Annotated in this window: 23 protein-coding genes; 22 read left to right on the top strand and 1 reads right to left on the bottom strand. The window is 49.1% G+C overall.

Going from position 1 to position 18,910, the window contains the following annotated elements:
- Positions 1 to 126 precede the first annotated feature (126 nt).
- From recG to FYJ78_RS04180, 3 genes are all read left to right on the top strand, one after another.
- Positions 127 to 2,190: an ATP-dependent DNA helicase RecG gene (recG, locus tag FYJ78_RS04190; protein WP_154620182.1), complete on the top strand. Its 2,064-nt coding sequence runs from the start codon at positions 127 to 129 to the stop codon at positions 2,188 to 2,190.
- A 104-nt stretch (positions 2,191 to 2,294) separates the two neighbouring features.
- A complete protein-coding gene (gene dapB, locus FYJ78_RS04185; RefSeq protein ID WP_154620155.1) occupies positions 2,295 to 3,089 on the top strand; it encodes a 4-hydroxy-tetrahydrodipicolinate reductase in 795 nt (264 codons plus the stop codon).
- Between the two features lie 77 nt (positions 3,090 to 3,166).
- Positions 3,167 to 4,198, top strand: a complete 1,032-nt coding sequence (locus FYJ78_RS04180) for an aspartate-semialdehyde dehydrogenase (protein WP_154620154.1) — start codon at positions 3,167 to 3,169, stop codon at positions 4,196 to 4,198.
- Positions 4,199 to 4,271: 73 nt separating this feature from the next.
- Here the strand turns inward: FYJ78_RS04180 and FYJ78_RS04175 are convergent, their stop codons facing one another.
- Positions 4,272 to 4,811 carry a methylated-DNA--[protein]-cysteine S-methyltransferase gene (locus tag FYJ78_RS04175; protein ID WP_154620153.1) on the bottom strand — a complete coding sequence of 180 codons (540 nt, stop codon included), beginning with the start codon at positions 4,809 to 4,811 and terminating at the stop codon, positions 4,272 to 4,274.
- A gap of 268 nt (positions 4,812 to 5,079) precedes the next feature.
- Here FYJ78_RS04175 and FYJ78_RS04170 point away from each other — a divergent pair, with 268 nt between their 5' ends.
- The 19 genes from FYJ78_RS04170 (at position 5,080) to FYJ78_RS04080 (ending at position 18,901) form a co-directional block, all read left to right on the top strand.
- Positions 5,080 to 5,337, top strand: a complete 258-nt coding sequence (locus tag FYJ78_RS04170) for an IreB family regulatory phosphoprotein (RefSeq protein WP_154620152.1) — start codon at positions 5,080 to 5,082, stop codon at positions 5,335 to 5,337.
- Complete coding sequence (ruvX, locus tag FYJ78_RS04165) at positions 5,334 to 5,750, top strand: Holliday junction resolvase RuvX (protein ID WP_154620151.1); 417 nt, start codon at positions 5,334 to 5,336, stop codon at positions 5,748 to 5,750. Before FYJ78_RS04170 ends, ruvX begins: the two co-directional genes overlap by 4 nt.
- 69 nt (positions 5,751 to 5,819) lie before the next feature.
- Positions 5,820 to 6,161, top strand: a complete 342-nt coding sequence (locus tag FYJ78_RS04160; protein WP_154620150.1) for a DUF1292 domain-containing protein — start codon at positions 5,820 to 5,822, stop codon at positions 6,159 to 6,161.
- A gap of 84 nt (positions 6,162 to 6,245) precedes the next feature.
- Positions 6,246 to 7,358: an endolytic transglycosylase MltG gene (mltG, locus tag FYJ78_RS04155; RefSeq protein WP_328597631.1), complete on the top strand. Its 1,113-nt coding sequence runs from the start codon at positions 6,246 to 6,248 to the stop codon at positions 7,356 to 7,358.
- Positions 7,359 to 7,395: 37 nt separating this feature from the next.
- Positions 7,396 to 8,049 carry an O-methyltransferase gene (locus FYJ78_RS04150; protein WP_154620149.1) on the top strand — a complete coding sequence of 218 codons (654 nt, stop codon included), beginning with the start codon at positions 7,396 to 7,398 and terminating at the stop codon, positions 8,047 to 8,049.
- Entirely contained in the window at positions 8,033 to 9,268 is a 1,236-nt protein-coding gene (locus FYJ78_RS04145) for a peptidase U32 family protein (RefSeq protein WP_154620148.1), read from the top strand. Before FYJ78_RS04150 ends, FYJ78_RS04145 begins: the two co-directional genes overlap by 17 nt.
- A gap of 55 nt (positions 9,269 to 9,323) precedes the next feature.
- Positions 9,324 to 9,605, top strand: a complete 282-nt coding sequence (locus FYJ78_RS04140) for an acylphosphatase (RefSeq protein WP_154620147.1) — start codon at positions 9,324 to 9,326, stop codon at positions 9,603 to 9,605.
- A gap of 16 nt (positions 9,606 to 9,621) precedes the next feature.
- Positions 9,622 to 10,068: a type II 3-dehydroquinate dehydratase gene (aroQ, locus tag FYJ78_RS04135; protein ID WP_154620146.1), complete on the top strand. Its 447-nt coding sequence runs from the start codon at positions 9,622 to 9,624 to the stop codon at positions 10,066 to 10,068.
- 17 nt (positions 10,069 to 10,085) lie between these two features.
- Entirely contained in the window at positions 10,086 to 11,156 is a 1,071-nt protein-coding gene (locus FYJ78_RS04130; RefSeq protein WP_154620145.1) for a M24 family metallopeptidase, read from the top strand.
- Positions 11,157 to 11,229: 73 nt separating this feature from the next.
- The gene (gene efp, locus FYJ78_RS04125) at positions 11,230 to 11,787 is read left to right on the top strand and encodes an elongation factor P (protein WP_154620144.1); all 558 of its coding nucleotides are present in this window, start codon (positions 11,230 to 11,232) and stop codon (positions 11,785 to 11,787) included.
- Positions 11,788 to 12,081: 294 nt separating this feature from the next.
- A complete protein-coding gene (locus FYJ78_RS04120) occupies positions 12,082 to 12,480 on the top strand; it encodes an Asp23/Gls24 family envelope stress response protein (protein WP_154620143.1) in 399 nt (132 codons plus the stop codon).
- Between the two features lie 15 nt (positions 12,481 to 12,495).
- On the top strand, positions 12,496 to 13,065 hold the full coding sequence (amaP, locus tag FYJ78_RS04115; protein WP_154620142.1) for an alkaline shock response membrane anchor protein AmaP: 570 nt from the start codon (positions 12,496 to 12,498) through the stop codon (positions 13,063 to 13,065).
- Positions 13,066 to 13,080: 15 nt separating this feature from the next.
- Positions 13,081 to 13,326, top strand: coding sequence for a DUF2273 domain-containing protein (locus tag FYJ78_RS04110; RefSeq protein WP_154620141.1), 246 nt, complete (start codon positions 13,081 to 13,083; stop codon positions 13,324 to 13,326).
- A gap of 21 nt (positions 13,327 to 13,347) precedes the next feature.
- Entirely contained in the window at positions 13,348 to 13,779 is a 432-nt protein-coding gene (nusB, locus tag FYJ78_RS04105; RefSeq protein WP_154620140.1) for a transcription antitermination factor NusB, read from the top strand.
- A 62-nt stretch (positions 13,780 to 13,841) separates the two neighbouring features.
- Positions 13,842 to 15,062, top strand: coding sequence for an exodeoxyribonuclease VII large subunit (gene xseA, locus FYJ78_RS04100; protein WP_328597630.1), 1,221 nt, complete (start codon positions 13,842 to 13,844; stop codon positions 15,060 to 15,062).
- 1 nt (position 15,063) lies between these two features.
- Complete coding sequence (gene xseB, locus FYJ78_RS04095) at positions 15,064 to 15,309, top strand: exodeoxyribonuclease VII small subunit (RefSeq protein ID WP_154620138.1); 246 nt, start codon at positions 15,064 to 15,066, stop codon at positions 15,307 to 15,309.
- On the top strand, positions 15,309 to 16,190 hold the full coding sequence (locus FYJ78_RS04090) for a polyprenyl synthetase family protein (protein WP_195847857.1): 882 nt from the start codon (positions 15,309 to 15,311) through the stop codon (positions 16,188 to 16,190). Before xseB ends, FYJ78_RS04090 begins: the two co-directional genes overlap by 1 nt.
- Before the next feature lie 15 nt (positions 16,191 to 16,205).
- Entirely contained in the window at positions 16,206 to 18,110 is a 1,905-nt protein-coding gene (dxs, locus tag FYJ78_RS04085) for a 1-deoxy-D-xylulose-5-phosphate synthase (protein WP_154620137.1), read from the top strand.
- Positions 18,092 to 18,901: a TlyA family RNA methyltransferase gene (locus FYJ78_RS04080; RefSeq protein WP_154620136.1), complete on the top strand. Its 810-nt coding sequence runs from the start codon at positions 18,092 to 18,094 to the stop codon at positions 18,899 to 18,901. The genes dxs and FYJ78_RS04080 overlap by 19 nt, the downstream gene beginning before the upstream one ends.
- Positions 18,902 to 18,910 lie beyond the last annotated feature (9 nt).

Genomic DNA, 18,910 nt, shown 5'->3' with positions numbered 1-18,910 from the left:
TGACCAAATGTTATTATACGGAAGCAGAGCAGGTTTTTCAAGGAGGCACAAGAAACAAATGTTTGATTATGAACCGGACTATGCTATAATAAGAGATGAAATTTATGGGAACTGAGCGTGATCGACATGAAACTTGAGGATTCCATCCAGTACATAAAAGGGATTGGACCTAAAAAGGCGGCAGAGCTTAACCGGCTGGGTATTCGGAATATTTATGATCTGCTGATCTGGTTTCCGCGAACCTATGAGGATCAGAGCGTTTTGACACCAATCGCCTCTTTGCAGGCCGGGGAGACAGCCGTGGTGGCGGGAACCATTTTAAACCTAAGCGAACATCGCGGCGGCCGCCGAAATATGCACATTCTCACCGCGATGATCGGCGATGGAACGGGGTTTTTACAGGTTACCTGGTTTAATCAGCCGTACTTAAAACAGCAGTTGAAGCCCGGTAAAAGAGTATTCCTTTCCGGGAAGCCGTCTTATGCGTATGGTGGGCGCGGACAATTTGCCATGAACCAGATTCAATCCTGTCATGTTCTTGATGAGGAAGAAGAGCCGGCAGATTCCTGCGGAATACAGCCGGTTTATTCCACGACAGGACATTTGAATCAGAAGTTTTTCCGCAAGGTCATGTCCGGCTTGCTGCAAATGGCGATTCCTCTGCCGAATCTGCTTTCAGAGCCCATGAGAAAACGATTGGGATTGATGGAACGGAGCAAAGCCTTTCGTGCGGTTCATTTTCCTGAAACGATGGAAGAGCTGCGGGCGGCACGGCGCTGTCTGGCCTTTGATGAACTTTACCTGATTCAATGCGGACTCATATTGCTCCGCCAGCAGACACAGCGGGAAAAAAAAGGAATACGTCATTTGATGAACGGCCGTCTCGTGCGTCAGATTATCGACACATTGCCGTTTCAGCTTACGCAGGATCAGCAGAAAGCGTGGCGGGATGTTCAGCAGGATATGGAGCAGGAAAGACCCATGCGCCGTCTGATTCAGGGCGATGTCGGCTCAGGGAAAACCGTTATTGCTATGCTCGCACTGGCTAAGACGGTGGAAAATGGCTGCCAGGGGGCTTTGATGGCGCCAACGGAGATTCTGGCCAGCCAGCATTATGAATTGCTCGCAGCCAGACTTGCACCGCTGGGGATGCGGGTCGGTTTGCTTTCCGGACGGCTGACGCCGAAAAAACGTGAGGAAGTATATCGCGCCATCACTTGTCACGATTTGGATATTGTCGTCGGGACACATGCACTGATTCAGGATGCGGTTCAATTTGCCCGGCTTGGCCTGGTCGTGACGGATGAACAACATCGTTTTGGTATTCATCAGCGGGCTGAGTTGGAAAAACGGGGATCGCGGATGCCGGATGTTTTGGTTATGACCGCAACACCGATACCGAGAACGATGACCCTGACCGTTTATGGAGATCTGGATGTTTCCCTCATCCGGGAGCTTCCGCCCGGACGGAAGCCGGTGCGAACCTTCTTGCGCCGTCCGGATCGGCGCGCGCTGATTTATCGCTATGTGCGGGAGCAGATATGGGCGGGCAGGCAGGCTTATGTAGTCTGTCCGCGGATCGAACAAAGCGAAGCATCGCCGATATCTTCAGCAGAAGAAGTGTATGATGAGCTGCGCTGCGGAATCTTTCAGGGGATCCCCTGCGGGCTCCTTCACGGGCGCATGAAAGCGGCAGAAAAAGAAGCTGTCATGCGGGACTTTTACCAAAACCGGATAAAACTGCTGGTTTCCACGACGGTTATTGAGGTCGGGGTTAATGTTCCCAATGCCAGTATCATGGTGGTGGAACAGGCAGAGCGCTTCGGGCTGGCGCAGCTTCACCAGCTGCGCGGCCGTATTGGACGTGGTCCGTATGCTTCTTATTGTATTCTCATTTCAGAAATGAAAACCGAGGCTTCTCAAGCCCGTCTGCACATTATGGAATCTACAGCGGATGGATTTGAGCTTGCCGAAGAGGATTTAAAACTGCGCGGGCCGGGCCAGTTTTTTGGTTCCATGCAGCATGGACTTCCGGATTTGCGCATTGCTGATGTGCTGAACGATCTGGACATTCTCCTGCAGGCCAGACAGGCTGCTATGGAGAATATCCGAAATCAGCAGCTTGGGACAGCGCGGGAAATGCTTCGTATGCAATATGGCAGACAATTTCTTCATATCATCGAATCTTGAATGACAAATCGTCTTTTTGATAAGAACATCTTGACACAAATGACGGACATGATATACAATGAACACATATTTTGTGCGTAGGGAAATAGTAGGAGGCGCATAGTTTGGTTACAGTATTGGTAAATGGTGCCTGTGGCCGCATGGGACAGGCTGTTTTAAAAGCAGTACAGGAGGATTCGGAGCTGAAGCTTGTCGGTGCGGTGGATATTAAAGGCGGTGAAGACACAGGAAAACTGGTCGGCCTGCCGGAAAACGGTATTTTGGTGGAATCCAATCTGACTGAGGCTCTGCAGCGTTTGAATCCGGATGTCATGATTGATTTCACGCGGCCGGATGTTGTTTTCGACAATGTGATGACCGCACTTCGCAATAAGGTGTCGCCTGTCGTCGGTACGACAGGGCTTTCTGACGGACAGAAGGAAGAAATACGCGCAGCCGCAGAGAAGCTGGGTACACCTGCGTTTATCGCACCGAATTTTGCCATTGGAGCGGTGCTTTTGATGGTCTTGTCCAGGCAGGCCGCCAAATATATGCCGGATGTTGAGATCATTGAGTTGCACCATGACCGAAAGCTGGATGCTCCGTCCGGAACGGCAGTACAGACTGCGGCTATGATTGCAGAGGTACGAAAAGCCCATAAGCAGGGGCATCCGGAAGAAAAAGAGAAACTTGCCGGAGCACGCGGTGCAGAATACGAAGGGATGCACATTCATAGCGTACGCCTGCCTGGCTATGTTGCGCATCAGGAGGTTATCTTTGGCGGGCTGGGTCAGACTCTGACCATTCGGCACGATTCTATGAACCGGGAATCCTTTATGCCGGGAGTGGTGCTGGCTGCCAAGAAGGTTCGCTCTCTGTGCGGGCTGACCATTGGGCTGGACAAATTGCTTGAGTTTTGACGGGGTTATGAGTCCTGTGAAAATTATCATGGAATTTCACTATGGAATTTCACTAATGAATGGAAGGATGGAACGATATGAAAAAATATAATGTAGCAATTCTCGGCGCAACAGGTGCTGTCGGACAGGAATTTCTGAACCTGATTGAAGAGCGCAGCTTCCCGTTCGCCAACCTTAAAATGCTGGCCTCCAAGCGCAGTGCCGGGAAAAAGATTCAGTTTATGGGCAAGGAATATACGGTCGAAGAAACGACAGAGGATTCCTTCAAGGATGTTGAAATTGCGCTGTTTGCCGGCGGTGCGGCCAGCAAACAGTTCGCGCCTGCCGCCGTCAAGGCAGGGGCCGTTGTCATTGATAATTCGAGTGCGTTCCGCATGGATCCCGAGGTGCCGCTGGTCGTTCCTGAGGTCAATCCGCAGGCCATCGCTCGTCACAAGGGAATCATCGCGAATCCGAACTGTTCGACGATCATTATGATGATGGCTTTAAAGCCGCTTTATGATCTTTCAAAGATTAAACGTATTGTCGTTTCCACCTATCAGGCTGTTTCAGGCGGCGGTAAAGAGGCTATGGCTGAACTCGAGCAGCAGGTCGAGGATATCGTTGCCGGCCGCGAACCGCAGGCGAACATCCTGCCGGGGGCTAAATTCCCCAAACATTATCAGATTGCCTTTAATCTGATTCCTCAGATCGATGTATTCTATGACAATCTTTATACCAAAGAGGAGATGAAGATGGTCAATGAGACAAAGAAGATCCTCGAGGACGACAGCCTGCGCATTACGGCTACGACAGTTCGTGTGCCGGTTTACCGCAGCCATGCCGAGTCGGTCAATGTTGAATTTGAAGATGAGGTCAGTGTTGAGGCTGCCCGCAAAGCAATCGATGCTTTTCCGGGAGCTGTTGTCAGTGACAATCCGGCTGAACAGATCTACCCGATGCCGCTTTTCACGTCCGGCAAGAACGATGTCGAAGTGGGCCGCATCCGCAAGGATGAATCGATCGAGCACGGCCTGAACTTCTGGGTCTGCGGAGATCAGATTCGTAAGGGGGCAGCCCTTAATGCGCTGCAGATTGCCGAATATATGATCAAGAACGATATGATCTGAACTTTCATAGGATAGTGCAAAATAGGCGCAACAAATGCGAAGGAATTTGTTGCGCCTATTTGTATGTGCGGCGTCATGATAATGCCGTACCTTTTTGAGGAATCGTGAAGCGGCGGATATCGACACCTTCCAGTTCCAGAAGCGCTTTCTTTCGCAGGATACCGCCGCCATATCCGGTCAGACTGCCGTTGGCCCCAACGACGCGATGACACGGTACGATGATGTCGATCGGATTGTGACCGACCGCGCCGCCTACGGCTTGTGCCGACATCGTTTTTAACCCGCGTTCCACGGCAATCTGTTTGGCGATCCATCCGTAAGTAACCGTATGGCCAAATGGAATTTTACATAATATTTCGCTCACGCGATTGCGGAAAGCGGAGCCAATCCGATGAATCCGGGGGAGGAAAACGGGATCATGGCCTGTAAAATAAATATCCAGCCATCGTTTTGTCTGATCAAAATATGTATTTTCGCATCGAAGGGCATCCTGCATTCCTTCCGGATGCCCATAGCGGCTGCCTTCTGCAAACCACAGTCCCGTTAACCCTTCCTCGTCGCTTGTCATTATCATGGCTCCTAAAGGGGACGGATATTCGTTCATATAAATCATATTGATTTGACCTCCTGACTTTTGGTGATTTGCACAGAATCATGATACCCGGATCGGATCGTCGCTTGCTGACTTTTTTATCATACACTGGATATTCAGCCTGTTCAAGCATTGGTCAGGCTGAGGAAGAAGGGGTTTTTTTAGAGAAATTTTCAGAAAAACTATAGGAATGAGAAGTACAATAGCAATCGAGATCGAAATGTGATAAGATAGAAGACAATATGGTAAGGAAAAAGAAGATTCCACAGGTACATTGGAGGAATTCAATATGGCTAATGTCCGTGAAGAAACGATGATGTTCCGGTTCGGCAGCGAAGAAAATAAAGCCGAGACGATTATCCGCAACGTCTGCAAGGCAATGGAAGAGAAGGGATATAATCCGATTAATCAGCTTGTCGGCTATTTGCTTTCCGGTGATCCGGCGTATGTAACAAGCTATCACGATGCGCGCAGCCAGATTCGAAAACTGGAACGGGATGAGCTGTTGGAGGAATTGGTACGATCTTATCTGGAGAGGAACAAATGAAACGATATATGGCACTGGATATCGGAGATCGGACAATCGGTATTGCTGTCTCGGATCTGCTTGGGCTGACGGCTCAAGGAGTGGAAACGATACGGCGGCGAAAGCTGGAGGAAGATCTCCAACGCCTTGGCGAGCTGATTCATGAGTATGACGTGGAAACTCTGGTTTCCGGTTATCCGAAAAACATGAATGGAACAGAAGGGGATCGCTGCAAGATTGTTACACAGTTTATGGAAGAGGTAAAAAAAGCATATCCTGATGTCGGCGTAACCTTTTGGGATGAAAGGTTGTCGACCGTGGCGGCAAATCGTTCTTTGCTCGAGGCCGATCTCTCCCGGCGAAAACGAAAAAAAGTCATTGATAAGATGGCAGCGGTTTTTATTCTGCAGGGATATCTGGACAGCCTTCATTGATCCGGAGTAATTCTTGACAAGTTTTCTGCAGATACGATAGAATAAATTCAGCAGATAAAGCAGGTAAGAATGAGAAAAGAGGTGCTTGATTTGTCCAATAAAGAAACAATGGATGATGGTGTTGTCGTTGTCATGACCGATGATCAGGGAAATGAATATTATTATGAAGAAGAAATGATCATTCCTGTCGGCGATCAGAAATATGCTTTGCTGATTGGTCTGCATGATGAGGATGATCCGCATGATCATAGCTGCGGCTGTGGCTGTGAAGATGGAGACGAGGACGTCTTGATCGCCAAGATCGTTCAGAATGATGCGGGCGAGGAAGAATATATTGAACCGACGGATGAAGAGTTCGAGGCGGTTCAGAAGGCCTATGATGCATTGGTTGACGAAGCGGAACAGGACTGATTTCTGCAGTAAGCTGCCATCCAAATTGGATTGGCGGCTTTTGTTTATGTCATAGACAAAACGGAGTGAACGGGGGATGTTGGTGTGGGGCTGAATGGCAGAAAATTTCTGGGTGTTTTGAAATATGCCCTGACAAAGGGGAAGGAGAAAACGGGCCGGATTCTGGATGGTATGGCGGCATTCAGCGATAAAATGACCTGGAAGCGCTGGACCGCAGCGGCCTTCCTGATCTTGCTGATCGTTTGCGGCGTTTCCATAACCATGTTCGGGCGGACTCATTCGACCGGTTCGGCAGCAAAGGGAGATGCTGTTATTTATCTGACGGTAAAATCCGGAATGAGCGCTGGTGATATCGGCGATGAACTGGTGAGAAAAGGAATTTTAGACCATAAGTTTCTATTTTGGTGGGAAGTCCGGCGTACGAATGCCGCCGCATCATTTAAAGCTGGCATGTATGCCATGAAGCCGGGGATGACAACAGACGAAGTATTGGAAAAACTCACCTCTGGCGAAACAACAGCAGCCCGTTTCACTATTCCAGAAGGGTTTGGAGTGCGTGAAATTGCCAAGCGTCTGTCCGAAGAGGGACTCGTCAATGAAGAGGAGTTTCTCGAAAAAGCTAGAACATTTGTTCCATATTCGTATATAGAAGAAAAACCGGAAATTCGTTTTGCCTGTGAGGGCTTTTTATTCCCGGATACCTATGAGTTGCATGAAGATGCGGATGCGGAATCGATCCTGAATATGATGGCAAAAGACTTTGATGAACGATTTACACCGGACTTGCGCGCCCGAGCGAAGAAAATGAATCTCACGATTTTTGAGGTAGTTACCCTTGCTTCGTTGGTGGAAAAAGAAGCACGTTATGAAGAGGACCGGCCGATTATTGCGCAGGTTTTCTTCAAACGGCTGGCGCTTGGCATGCCATTGCAGTCGGATACGACGATCCAGTATCTCCGGGATACGCCGAAAGAGGATCTTTCGCTGGAAGATACGAAAGCGGACTCCCCGTATAACACGTATCGCGTTCGTGGATTGCCGCCCGGACCGATAGCCAGTCCGGGCATGGCTGCGATACGGGCTGTTCTTTATCCTGCTGATACGGATTATCTTTATTTTGTCGCAGATCGGCAGGGGCATAATCATTATTCTACCAATTATGCGGAACATCAGCGCATAGTTGAACAAGTCCGGTAATCGTATGGGAAACAGGGATGGAGGAGAAACGTTCGGATTGGAAACATTACTCAAAGAAATGGAAGAATACGCTGCAGTTCGTCACGTACCGATTATCAATGAACAGGAACGCAGTGCGTTTTGCCGGATTGTCCAGGACTTCTGTCCGCATCGAATTCTGGAAATCGGCACGGCTATTGGTTATTCGGCACTTTTACTGGCCAGATGCGCTGCAGACGATGCTTGCGTTACTACTCTGGAGCGTTCAGAAGAGCGGGCAGAACAGGCGCAGAAGTATATTGCCCGATCACCGTATGCTTCTTGCATTAAGATCCATGTCGGTGATGCGGGAAAACTTCTTCAGCAGGAAAATATTCGTGCTGGCGCTCCTTATGATCTTGTCTTTATCGATGCAGCCAAGGGGCAATACCCGGATTATTTCGCCAAAGCGCTGCCGCTCTTAGCTGACCATGCGGTCCTTTTAGCCGATAATGTTTTGTTCCGCGGCTATGTACGTTCGGAGCAAAAGATACCTCATCGCTATCGAACGATGGTCAACCGGCTTCGTGAATATCTGTGTCTGGCGGCAGAAACCCCTGGCTGTCATACTGATATTCTGGAGAATGGGGATGGTCTTGCTGTTACCCGCTGGGATCGCACCGCGGAAGCGAGCACAACGGAAAGGGGCAGAAATCATGCGGAAAAAGCCTGAACTTTTGGCGCCAGCGGGCAATATGGAAAAATTGAAAATGGCGGTTCTCTATGGAGCAGATGCGGTTTATCTCGGTGGGAAAGCCTTTGGACTCAGAGCGCTGGGCGGAAATTTCAGCCTGACAGAACTGAAAGAAGCGGTCGATTTTGCTCACAGTCATCGATGCCGCGTTTATGTGACCGTAAATATTTTTCCGCACAACAGCGATATGGAAAAGCTGCCGGAATATCTGCGCTATCTGAATTCCATTCATGTGGATGCGCTGCTTGTGGCAGATCTCGGTGTTTTTATGATGTGCCGGAATCTCATTCCCGAAATGGAACTTCATATCAGCACACAGGCAAACAACACCAATTGGGCCGCAGTAAATGCGTGGAAAGCACTGGGCGCAAAACGCGTCGTTTTGGCGCGTGAAATGTCTCTGGAGGAAATACGCGAAATCCGCACCCGATGCGATGTGGACTTGGAAATGTTCATTCATGGTGCCATGTGCATTTCTTATTCCGGCCGCTGTTTGCTGTCCAATTATTTTACAGGACGCGATTCCAACAGGGGAAGCTGCGCCCAGTCCTGCCGCTGGAAATATGCACTGGTTGAAGAAACGAGACCGGGACAGTATTTTCCGATTGCTGAGGATGAGCAAGGCACATACATTATGAATTCCAAAGATATGTGCCTGATGCCATATCTTCGTGATGTGATAGAAAGTGGCGTAGACAGCTTAAAAATCGAGGGACGCATGAAAAGCGTTCATTATGCAGCCAGCGTTGTCAAGGCCTATCGGATGGCGATTGACAGTTACTTTGAGGACCCGGATCATTTCCTTGTGCGACAGGAATGGCTGGATGAGCTGGAAAAGGTATCGCATCGTACGTATACTACCGGCTTCTATTATCATCGTCCCAGCGAAAAGGATCAGATATACAGCCGGACTTCCTATGACCAAACTTCGGATTTTGTTGGCTTGGTGCGGGCTTATGATGAGAAAACGGGATGGGCGGTTATCGAGCAGCGTAATCATATCAAAGAGGGACAGGAAATTGAAGTATTCCGTCCGTCCGGGCCATCCTATCGTCAGCAGATAGACGGTATGCTTGATATGGATGGATTCCCTATTCATGCAGCACCGCATCCTCAGCAAATGTTTCGCATGAAAATGTCATATCCTGTCACACCCTACACCATTCTGCGGCGTGACAAAGAACCCGGATCCGCTTAAGCGGGCGGTGAGAACTGATAGATATCAAGGATTAACGGAGAAAGCGGTGTGGTAAATGGAAAAGCTCATACGTTATGCGGGAACAGCAACCGGCAGGGTACAGGGCGTAGGTTTTCGCATGTTTGTACAGCAACATGCGATGGAACGTCATATAACCGGCTGGGTAAAAAATATGGATGATGGTTCTGTATCAATGGAACTTCAGGGAACAGAAGGCGCCGTCGAGGGATTGGAGCGGCTGATCCGCACAGGAAATTATTTTATCCGGGTAAAAACATTCAGCTTGGAAGCCTGCGCAGTTTGTCCCGATGAAAAGCGTTTTGTTATTCGTTATTGACAGAAGGGAGTTTATTATGGCAAAAATTCTTGTATTGAATGGGCCCAATTTAAACCTGCTTGGAACACGTGAACCAGAAATTTACGGAAAGACAACGTTAAAAGACATCGAAGAGCTTTTGAAAGCCCGTGCCGAAAAAGCAGGCGTCGCCATTGATTTTTTTCAGTCGAACCATGAAGGCGAATTAGTGGATAAGATACAGGAAGCGGATCATTACTACGACTATATTCTTCTTAATGCGGCTGCGTTTACGCATTACAGCATTGCACTGCGTGATGCCATTTCTGCGATAAGCGTTCCGGTCATCGAGATCCATTTATCCAACATCCATAAACGGGAAGAATTCCGGCACACCTCCGTACTGGCCCCGGTTGTTTTGGGACAAATTTGCGGTTTGGGCGTGGAAAGTTATCTGGCTGCGCTTGAGGCAGTTCTTGCCAAGTTGGTAATCTCAGCAAAATGAACATGGAGTGATCACTTATGAATGAAGCGCGTTTGTCGGCAATTCGTGCATTGTTGCCTGAGAAAAAAATTGATGCGGTTATTGTCACTAAGGAAGCTAATCTGTATTATTTCAGTGGATTTCGCGGTGATGATACGGTGCTTATTATAACGGAGGACCGGGCGCTGCTGATTACAGACAATCGTTATACGGAACAAGCATCGCAGCAGGCACCTTTGTTTGAAGTTGTCGAGCAAAAAGAGGGACTTTTGAAAAAAACGGCAGAATGTGTGAAAAAGCTGGAATGCCAGTCTGTCGGTTTTGAAGGAAACGCTCTGTCCTACGCCGATTTTTCTGTTCTGCAGGCGCTTCTGAAGCCGATTTGCTTTGACACTTCTTTGCAGCTGGATTCGCTGCGTCAGATCAAGGAGAAAGAGGAGATTCGGCACATCCGCAAGGCCTGTGCGATCGCCGATGCCGGATTCGCGGATATGCTAACCTATATCCGCCCCGGCATGACAGAACTTCAGGTCGCCGCCCATTTGGAACATTGCATGCGTGAAAACGGATCGGAAAAAACATCGTTTCCGACGATTGTCGCATCGGGGATTCGTGGCAGCCTGCCGCATGGCATTGCCACGAACCGTGTGATCTGTGAGGGAGAGCTGGTAACCATGGATTACGGTGCGGTTTATGAAGGGTATGATTCGGATATCACGCGAACGATCTGCGTGGGTGCTGCGGATGAGAAGCAGAAACGGATCTACCATGCCGTGCTGGAATCGCAGGAGCTGGCATTGACGCTTATCCGGCCGGAAGTGTCCGGCCGTTCTGTCCATCTTGCCGTAAAGAAAAATCTTGCCCGCTATGGCCTTGATTCTTATTTTGGGCATGGACTGGGCCACAGTTTAGGGTTGGAGATCCACGAAGAACCAAGAATGTCTCTTTCCCGCGATTTTATCCTGAAACAAAATATGTTGATCACGGATGAACCCGGGGTATATATTCCGGGATGGGGCGGACTGCGCATTGAAGATACGGTACTGATTACAGCAGATGGCTGTGAGCCGTTGACAAAATCCAGGAAAGAACTTATTGAAATTCTATGACGGATGTTGTAAAATATAATGTGTTATTTTGAAATAAAATGCTTGAATAGCGAGTATTGGAGGGCGTAATTTAATGATTAACAGTACGGATTTTCGCACGGGGCTTACGATTGAGATTGATGGCGGTGTATGGCAGATTGTTGATTTCCAGCATGTAAAGCCGGGAAAAGGTGCCGCTTTTGTGCGTACGAAGATCAAGAATGTGGAAACGGGCGCTGTGGTCGAACGCACTTTCAACCCAAATGAAAAGATGCCGGCGGCTCATTTGGACACGCAGAACATGCAATACCTCTATGAAGCGGACAACATGTACACGTTTATGAATACCGAAACCTATGAACAGGTAGAACTGAACAAGGAGCAGCTCGGTGATGCGCTGAATTACCTCATGGAAAACATGGAAGTGTCGATTCAGACCTTTAAGGGCCGCATTATCGGTATCCAGCTTCCGAACTCGGTTAACCTGAAGGTCACGGAATGTGAGCCGTCCGTCAAGGGCAACACGGCGACGGGTGCCACGAAGATGGCTAAGGTGGAAACTGGCTATGAGGTTCGTGTTCCGCTGTTTATCAATGAGGGAGATGTACTTCGCATCGATACTCGTACCGGAAACTATATTGAGCGCGCATAATCATAGATCACTGCTGCCTCAGACTGCCGCATTGTCCAGATGATGCGGCAGGTTTTTTTAAGTTTCTTCAATATTTTCTGAATGAGCAGGAATACGGGCTCTTTTTGCCGAATAAGTAAACAGAGTAGTATAAATATGCGTTTCTTCGCATGTCTCGTGGGCGGAGCAAGTCCGCCGTCTGCGGGAGTTTTGTCCACACAATGTTTTTGGGGTCGATTTTCGAAGAATTGATGTGGATTGAAACGGGTCAATGCGTGAAGGTTGTATGGTTCTTTTTGCTCAGGAGGGGTCATGATGGAAAAAGAAAAAGAAATCAAAAGAGACGGGTCTTTGGGATCGATTCGGATTGCAGACGAAGTCGTCAGCATTATTGCCGGTCTTGCTGCCACGGAAGTAGATGGCATTGCCGGAATGAGCGGCGGTATTGCCGGCGGCATCGCGGAAATGCTGGGACGGAAGAATTTTGCCAAGGGCGTCAAAGTGGAAGTCGGAGAAAAAGAGGCTGCTGTCGATCTGTATATTATTGTAAAATATGGAGTGCGGATTCCCGATGTGGCGTTGGCTGCTCAGGAAAATGTTAAGCAGGCAATTGAAACCATGACCGGATTGTCTGTGGTGGAGGTCAATGTCCATGTACAGGGCGTAGGCTTTCCCGAAGATGAGAACAAAGAAGAAGAGGTTCGGGTCCGTTAAGAAGAGGCAGATGACATGGGAATGATCAATCGGCTCTTTCTTCTATTTCAGACACTTTGCATGATCGCAATGTCTGTTGCTGTTCTGGGGGCGGCAACGACTCTGCTTCCAGAACAGCTCTGGCTCAATGAGGCACATTATGCGTTGACGCGCTATGAAACCGTTATAATCGCCGTATGCCTTATGCTTATCGGCATCAGACTGCTGTCCGCAGTTTTTCGTCGTGCAGATAAGAAAACAAGGGGGAAAGGCGAATATGTAATTGAAAGCAGCCCCAATGGAGAAGTCCGGGTTTCTTTGGAGGCGATACGGCTGCTTTCTGACCGACTGGCCCGTGAGGTTCAGGGCGTGCGCGATGTCCATGTCCAGCTCCAATCCCCAAAGAAGCAGTCAGGCACAGCGTTAAGCCTGACTTTGGATCTCGTTATTGGACAGGAAGCAGAGATCTCGTCGCTTTCCAGTCAGATTGTGGAAAAGATACGGCGGCATTTAGATCATATGATGTCTTTGAACGATATCCCCATCCAAATTGTCGTCTCCGAGGTCACGGATGCTGCTCCGGTAAGAAAGCACCGTGTGGTCTGAGGCGGTGAAGTAAATATGAAGGAAAATTTTAAAGAAACGATACGGATTTTGTGGGAAGTTCATCGCGGAAAACTGTGCGGTACCGTTTTAGGGCTGCTGATTGGAGCGGGCATTGTATGCTTCGGATTTTGGAAGACTTTTTTTGTTTTCTGCTGCGGAGCTGTTGGTTTGTTCGTCGGGACTCAGATGGACCGGGGCGAGTTTGTTGCCGGATCCATTGCTGACCGTATCTCAGACTTGATAAATCGTTTTCAAAGATAAAGAATAAAAGGAAGATAAGTAATGAGTCGTAGACAAGCGAGAGAAACTGCCATGCAGGCATTGTTCCAGCTGGATCTGAATCCAATCCATGCCGATAATCAGCAGGAGATGTACCAGACACTGGCTATTGATACGGCATTAGGAGAATCTGAAGCCATGCCGAAACGTGACCGGGAATATGCAAAGGCGCTGGTAGAGGGAACACGCAAACATCTTTCTGAGATTGATGCGTTGATTTCGGCGAGTTCAAAGGAGTGGAAAATTGAACGTATGGCAGCAGTGGATCGCAATTTGATTCGCGTTGCTGTCTATGAAATCCGCTTCTCACCCGAAAAACTGACGCCAAACATTGCGATCAATGAAGCAGTGGAATTGGCAAAGAAGTACGGTACGGATGATTCCAGCCGGTATGTCAACGGAATCTTGGGCGCGATGATGAAGCTCGCGGACTGATGAGAGAAATTGCCAGCTCTGGATGACCGAGCTGGCTTTTTCGTATGTTGGGAGGAACCATAGTGGGAATTCATTCTGTCAGCGAGGTCAACCGATTTATCAAAACCCTTTTGGATCGTGAGACCATACTGCATCATATTATGGTACGCGGTGAACTGTCGAATTTCAAACAATATCCCTCCGGGCATTGCTATTTCGCATTGAAAGATGCCGGAGGTGTAATCAAATGCGTCATGTTTCGAAGCAGGGCGCAGACATTGCGCTTTCAGCCGGTAAATGGCCTGAAAGTTGTTGCTTCGGGGACGATTTCGGTTTATGAACGAGACGGTGTTTACCAACTGTATGTGGATTCACTGCAGCCGGAAGGTACGGGGGATTTGGCCCTTGCCTTTGAGCAATTAAAAGCCAGATTGACGGATGAAGGCTTATTTGATGTCAGCAAAAAAAAATCGTTGCCAAGGTTCCCAAAAAAGATTGGCGTTGTTACCTCATTGGCCGGTGCGGTATTGCGTGATATTTATCGTGTATCCAAACGTCGGTGGCCATCGGTTCAGCTCATCCTTTATCCGGTGCAGGTGCAGGGAGAAGGTTCTGCTGCACAGATTGCTCATGCGATCCAATTTTTTAATCAAAAGGCATTGGTTGACGTACTGATCGCCGGACGGGGCGGCGGCTCAATGGAAGATCTCTGGTCCTTTAACGAAGAAATAGTGGTACGAGCTATTGCTTCATCAAAGATACCTGTGATTTCTGCAGTTGGTCATGAAACAGATTTTACTTTGGCCGATTTTGCTGCAGATGTCAGAGCGGCGACTCCGTCTCAGGCTGCCGAGCTGGCTGTTCCTGATCGTCAGGAGCTTCGCCGTTTTACAGAGGGCTTGATTCGGCGCCTTCAGACTCAGGCTGGAAAAGGACTGGAGAAGCGCCGCCTTTATCTGGAAGCCCTTTGGCAGCGCCCGGTGATGAAAGATCCTCAAAATCTTTTGTCTTCTCGGCGGCAGCGGTTGGATCAGGCGTGCGAAAAGCTCACGCGTGTCGTATCCGATCAGTTGATGCAGCGGCGTCATCGTCTGGAACTCAGCCTGAAAAAGCTGGATATGCTCAATCCGGCGCATGTTCTGCAGCGCGGTTATGCCGCAGTAGAAAAGAATGGTGTGCTGCTTACCAGCGCGCAACAGACCGCGGCAGGTGACCGTCTCATGCTGACCTTTCAGGATGGGACGCGTGTCGTAGAGGTCGTAGACGAAAACGAAGCAGAAAAAAAGGTCAGGAGGAGACGATAAGATGCCAAGGAAAAAAGAGCTTTCTTTTGAAGAATCTCTGACTGAGTTGGAGAGAATTGTCACTGCCATGGAATCCGGAGACAGCAGTTTAAAGGAACTTATGGCAAATTATTCGGAGGGCGTCAAATTGGGAACGCATTGTTTTCAAGTACTAAACCGTGCCGAAAAAGCCATGGATCTTCTGATTGATGAATCAGCCGAACTGGCGACGGCAAAGGAGTTAAAGATAGAGGGAGACGAGCCATGATGAATCTGCAAGAACTTTGGTCTGAGAGGCAGAAGTTAGTGGATGCCGCTTTGCCGGGGGAACTGAATCAGTCTGCTCCGCTGGATCAGACTTTGTCGGAAGCTATGGAATATAGCCTGATGGCAGGAGGAAAGCGCCTGCGCCCGATTTTGCTCATGGCTGCTGCCGATGCCGTCGGAAAAAATGGCACAGCCTTTTTGCAGAGTGCCTGCGCCATTGAAATGATACATACCTATTCCTTGATTCATGACGATCTCCCGGCAATGGATAATGATGATTATCGTCGTGGAAAACTGACCAATCACAAGGTCTATGGAGCGGGAATGGCTACATTGGCCGGGGATGCTTTGCTTACGCTGGCGTTTGAGGTTATGACGCGTCAAGAAGGTGCGGACCCGGCAACGATACTTCGCGTTGTGCGCGAGATGAGTGAATCTGCAGGACCGGATGGTATGGTTGGCGGACAGGCACTGGATATGGAATCTGAGAACCGGCAGATTCCGTTGGATACGCTTCGCAAAATGCACATGGGAAAAACAGGGGCCTTGTTCCGGGCTGCTGTACGCAGCGGAGCGATTTTAGCCGGAGCGGACGACAGACAGCTGGAATCCTTGACCTGTTATGCAGAGAAATTTGGACTGGCTTTTCAAATCACAGATGACATTCTTGATGTTATTGGCGATGAAGCAGTAATCGGCAAGCCGGTGGGCAGTGATGAAAAAAACCACAAATCCACTTATGTAACACTGACATCACTGGAAGAAGCAAAAAAACTGGCACAGCAAACAGCAGAAGAGGCGGTAGCGGTATTGTCGTCTTTCGGAGCAGAAGCGGATTTTCTGCGGGAGCTTGTAAAATATCTTGTTGGACGCAAGAAATAACAGGGAGTGCTTTGCATGAATGCATATCCGTTACTAGATAGCATAGAAAAACCTGATGATATTAAGCGCTATAGCTTGTCGGAATTGGAGGAACTGGCTCGGGAGCTGCGTAATCTGATTATTGATACGGTTTCTCAAAATGGTGGACATCTTGCCCCCAGCCTTGGGACGGTCGAGCTGACGCTGGCTCTATATCGTGTATTTTGTTTTCCGCAGGACAAATTGATTTGGGATGTCGGACATCAGGCCTATTCCCATAAAATTCTGACTGGACGCCGCGCACGTTTCCATACGTTGCGCCAGAAGGGCGGCATCACCGGCTTTCCCAATCGCTCGGAGTCAGAATATGATGCATTTGGCGTAGGTCATGCGAGTACCTCGATCTCTGCGGCATTGGGGATGGCGATATCCCGGGATCTCTGCGGCCGTACGAATGAAGTCATCGCAGTGATCGGAGATGGAGCTTTGACAGGTGGTGAGGCGTTTGAGGCTCTGAACCAGGCAGGCGATCTTGGGAAAAAAATCATCGTTATTTTGAATGACAATGAAATGTCCATTGATCGGAATGTTGGCGGGATGAGTGAATACCTTTCCCGCATACGGATGGCACCTCAATATAATCGCGCCAAAAAGGATGTAGGCAGTCTGCTCATGAGCATTCCTCATATCGGAGACAAGGCTTTTCGTACGGCGCGCATTGTCAAGGATAGTGTTCGTTCGGCTTTAATTCCGGGAGGTATCTTTGAGGAGCTCGGTTTTCATTATATCGGTCCGGTTGACGGACATAATATCGCTTTGATGCAGGATATTTTTTGTCGGGCAAAAGAAATGGACGGCCCGATTCTGATCCATATCCATACCAAGAAGGGAAAGGGATATTTGCCGGCAGAAAAAATGCCCGGAAAATTCCATGGCATCGGCTGCTTTGACCGTAAAACAGGAGTCTGTGAGAAGAAAGCCGGCGCTCCGACATACACCGCTGTATTCAGTGATGCGCTGATCCGGCTGGCTGCAAACCATACGAATATCACAGCAATCACCGCTGCAATGCCGACGGGCACAGGACTCAAAGCATTTGGAGAACGGTATCCTGATCGTTTTTTTGATGTTGGCATTGCTGAAGAACATGCCGTTACGCTGGCCGCAGGTATGGCCGCGGATGGATGCCATCCTGTTGTTGCACTTTATTCTACGTTTGCTCAGCGGGCTTACGATCAGATCTTGCATGATGTTTGTCTGCAGAATCTGCCGGTGACGTTTTGCCTGGATCGTGCTGGACTGGTCGGCGCTGACGGTCCGACCCACCACGGAGCCTTTGATCTTTCTTATCTGCGCCATATGCCGAATATGACCATTTTTGTTCCAAAGGATGGAGCAGAGCTTTGTGATATGCTGTCAGAATCAGTGTCCATGAACTCTCCTTCTGCGATCCGCTATCCACGTGGAGCCGGAACCGGCGTTCCGCTGCATAACGAGTTTGTTCCTCTTTCCGTAGGGAAAGCGGAGCTAATCCGTTCAAAGGAAAACGATTCGATTGCGATTTTGGCGGTCGGACCCATGGTTGGCCAGGCCGAGAAAGCGGCGCGGCTTCTGGACATGGAGGGGATTCCTTCCTCACTTGTCAATATGCGTTTCGTCAAGCCGTTGGATTACGATATGATCCGGCAAATGGCAGAAAAACGGAAACTTCTGGTCACCATTGAAGAAAATGCGCTGGCTGGCGGTTTTGGATCCGCTGTGTCAGAATATCTGGTTGACAGCGGGCTGGCCGTTCATACGGATCTTTTGCGTCTCGGTCTGCCTGATCGCTTCATCGAGCAGGGGACGCCGCAGGAACTCCGAAAACTTTGCGGCCTCCAGCCTGAAGACATTGCAGAATCGATAAAGGAACGGTTAAAATCATGGCAAAACAGAGATTAGATATTTTGTTAGTAGAACGCGGTCTGGCAGGGAGCCGGGAACGTGCCAAGCGAATGATCATGGCGGGGGAAGTTCTGGTAGACAATCAGAAGGTAGACAAAGCCGGTGCGTCTGTGAAACCGGAAGCAGCCATTCGTTTATTGGGCCATGATATTCCTTATGTAAGCCGGGGCGGACTGAAACTGGAAAAGGCAATCCGTGCATTTCATATTCAACTGAACGGTTATTGTTGTGCCGATATCGGCGCTTCAACCGGTGGCTTTACCGACTGCATGCTTCAAAATGGCGCAGTCCGGGTATATGCGATTGACGTCGGATACGGACAGCTGGCATGGAAGCTGCGTACGGACTCCCGCGTTGTGAATATGGAACGCACCAATATCCGCAATGTTCGTTTCGAAGACATCGGCGAGCCTTTGGATTTTGCATCGATTGATGTAGCATTCATTTCCCTGACAAAGGTTCTGCCGGTGGCTTATCAGTTGCTTCGGGATGATGGAGAACTGGTCGCTCTGATCAAACCGCAGTTCGAAGCCGGACGTGAAGCCGTAGGCAAAAAAGGTGTTGTTCGCGATCCGGCTGTTCATGAAGCCGTGATTCGAAACGTAACTTCGTTCGCCAGAGAACTTGGACTTGTGCCTGCAGCGATAACCTTTTCTCCGGTCAAGGGACCGGAGGGGAATATTGAATATCTCATTCGTTTGAGCAAAGATCCGACGCAGTCTGATACTGTAACGGATTCTTGTATTACGGATGTTGTTGCTCAGGCGCACCATGAACTCGATCAATGAGGAGATGAG

Origin of the sequence: Wylensekiella montiformis (assembly GCF_009697385.1) — a bacterium.
GTDB classification, from domain to species: Bacteria; Bacillota; Negativicutes; order Selenomonadales; family Selenomonadaceae; genus Selenomonas_A; species Selenomonas_A montiformis.
The sequence above is the reverse complement of the archived record's forward strand: the minus strand, read 5'-3'. Positions and strand labels throughout refer to the sequence as shown.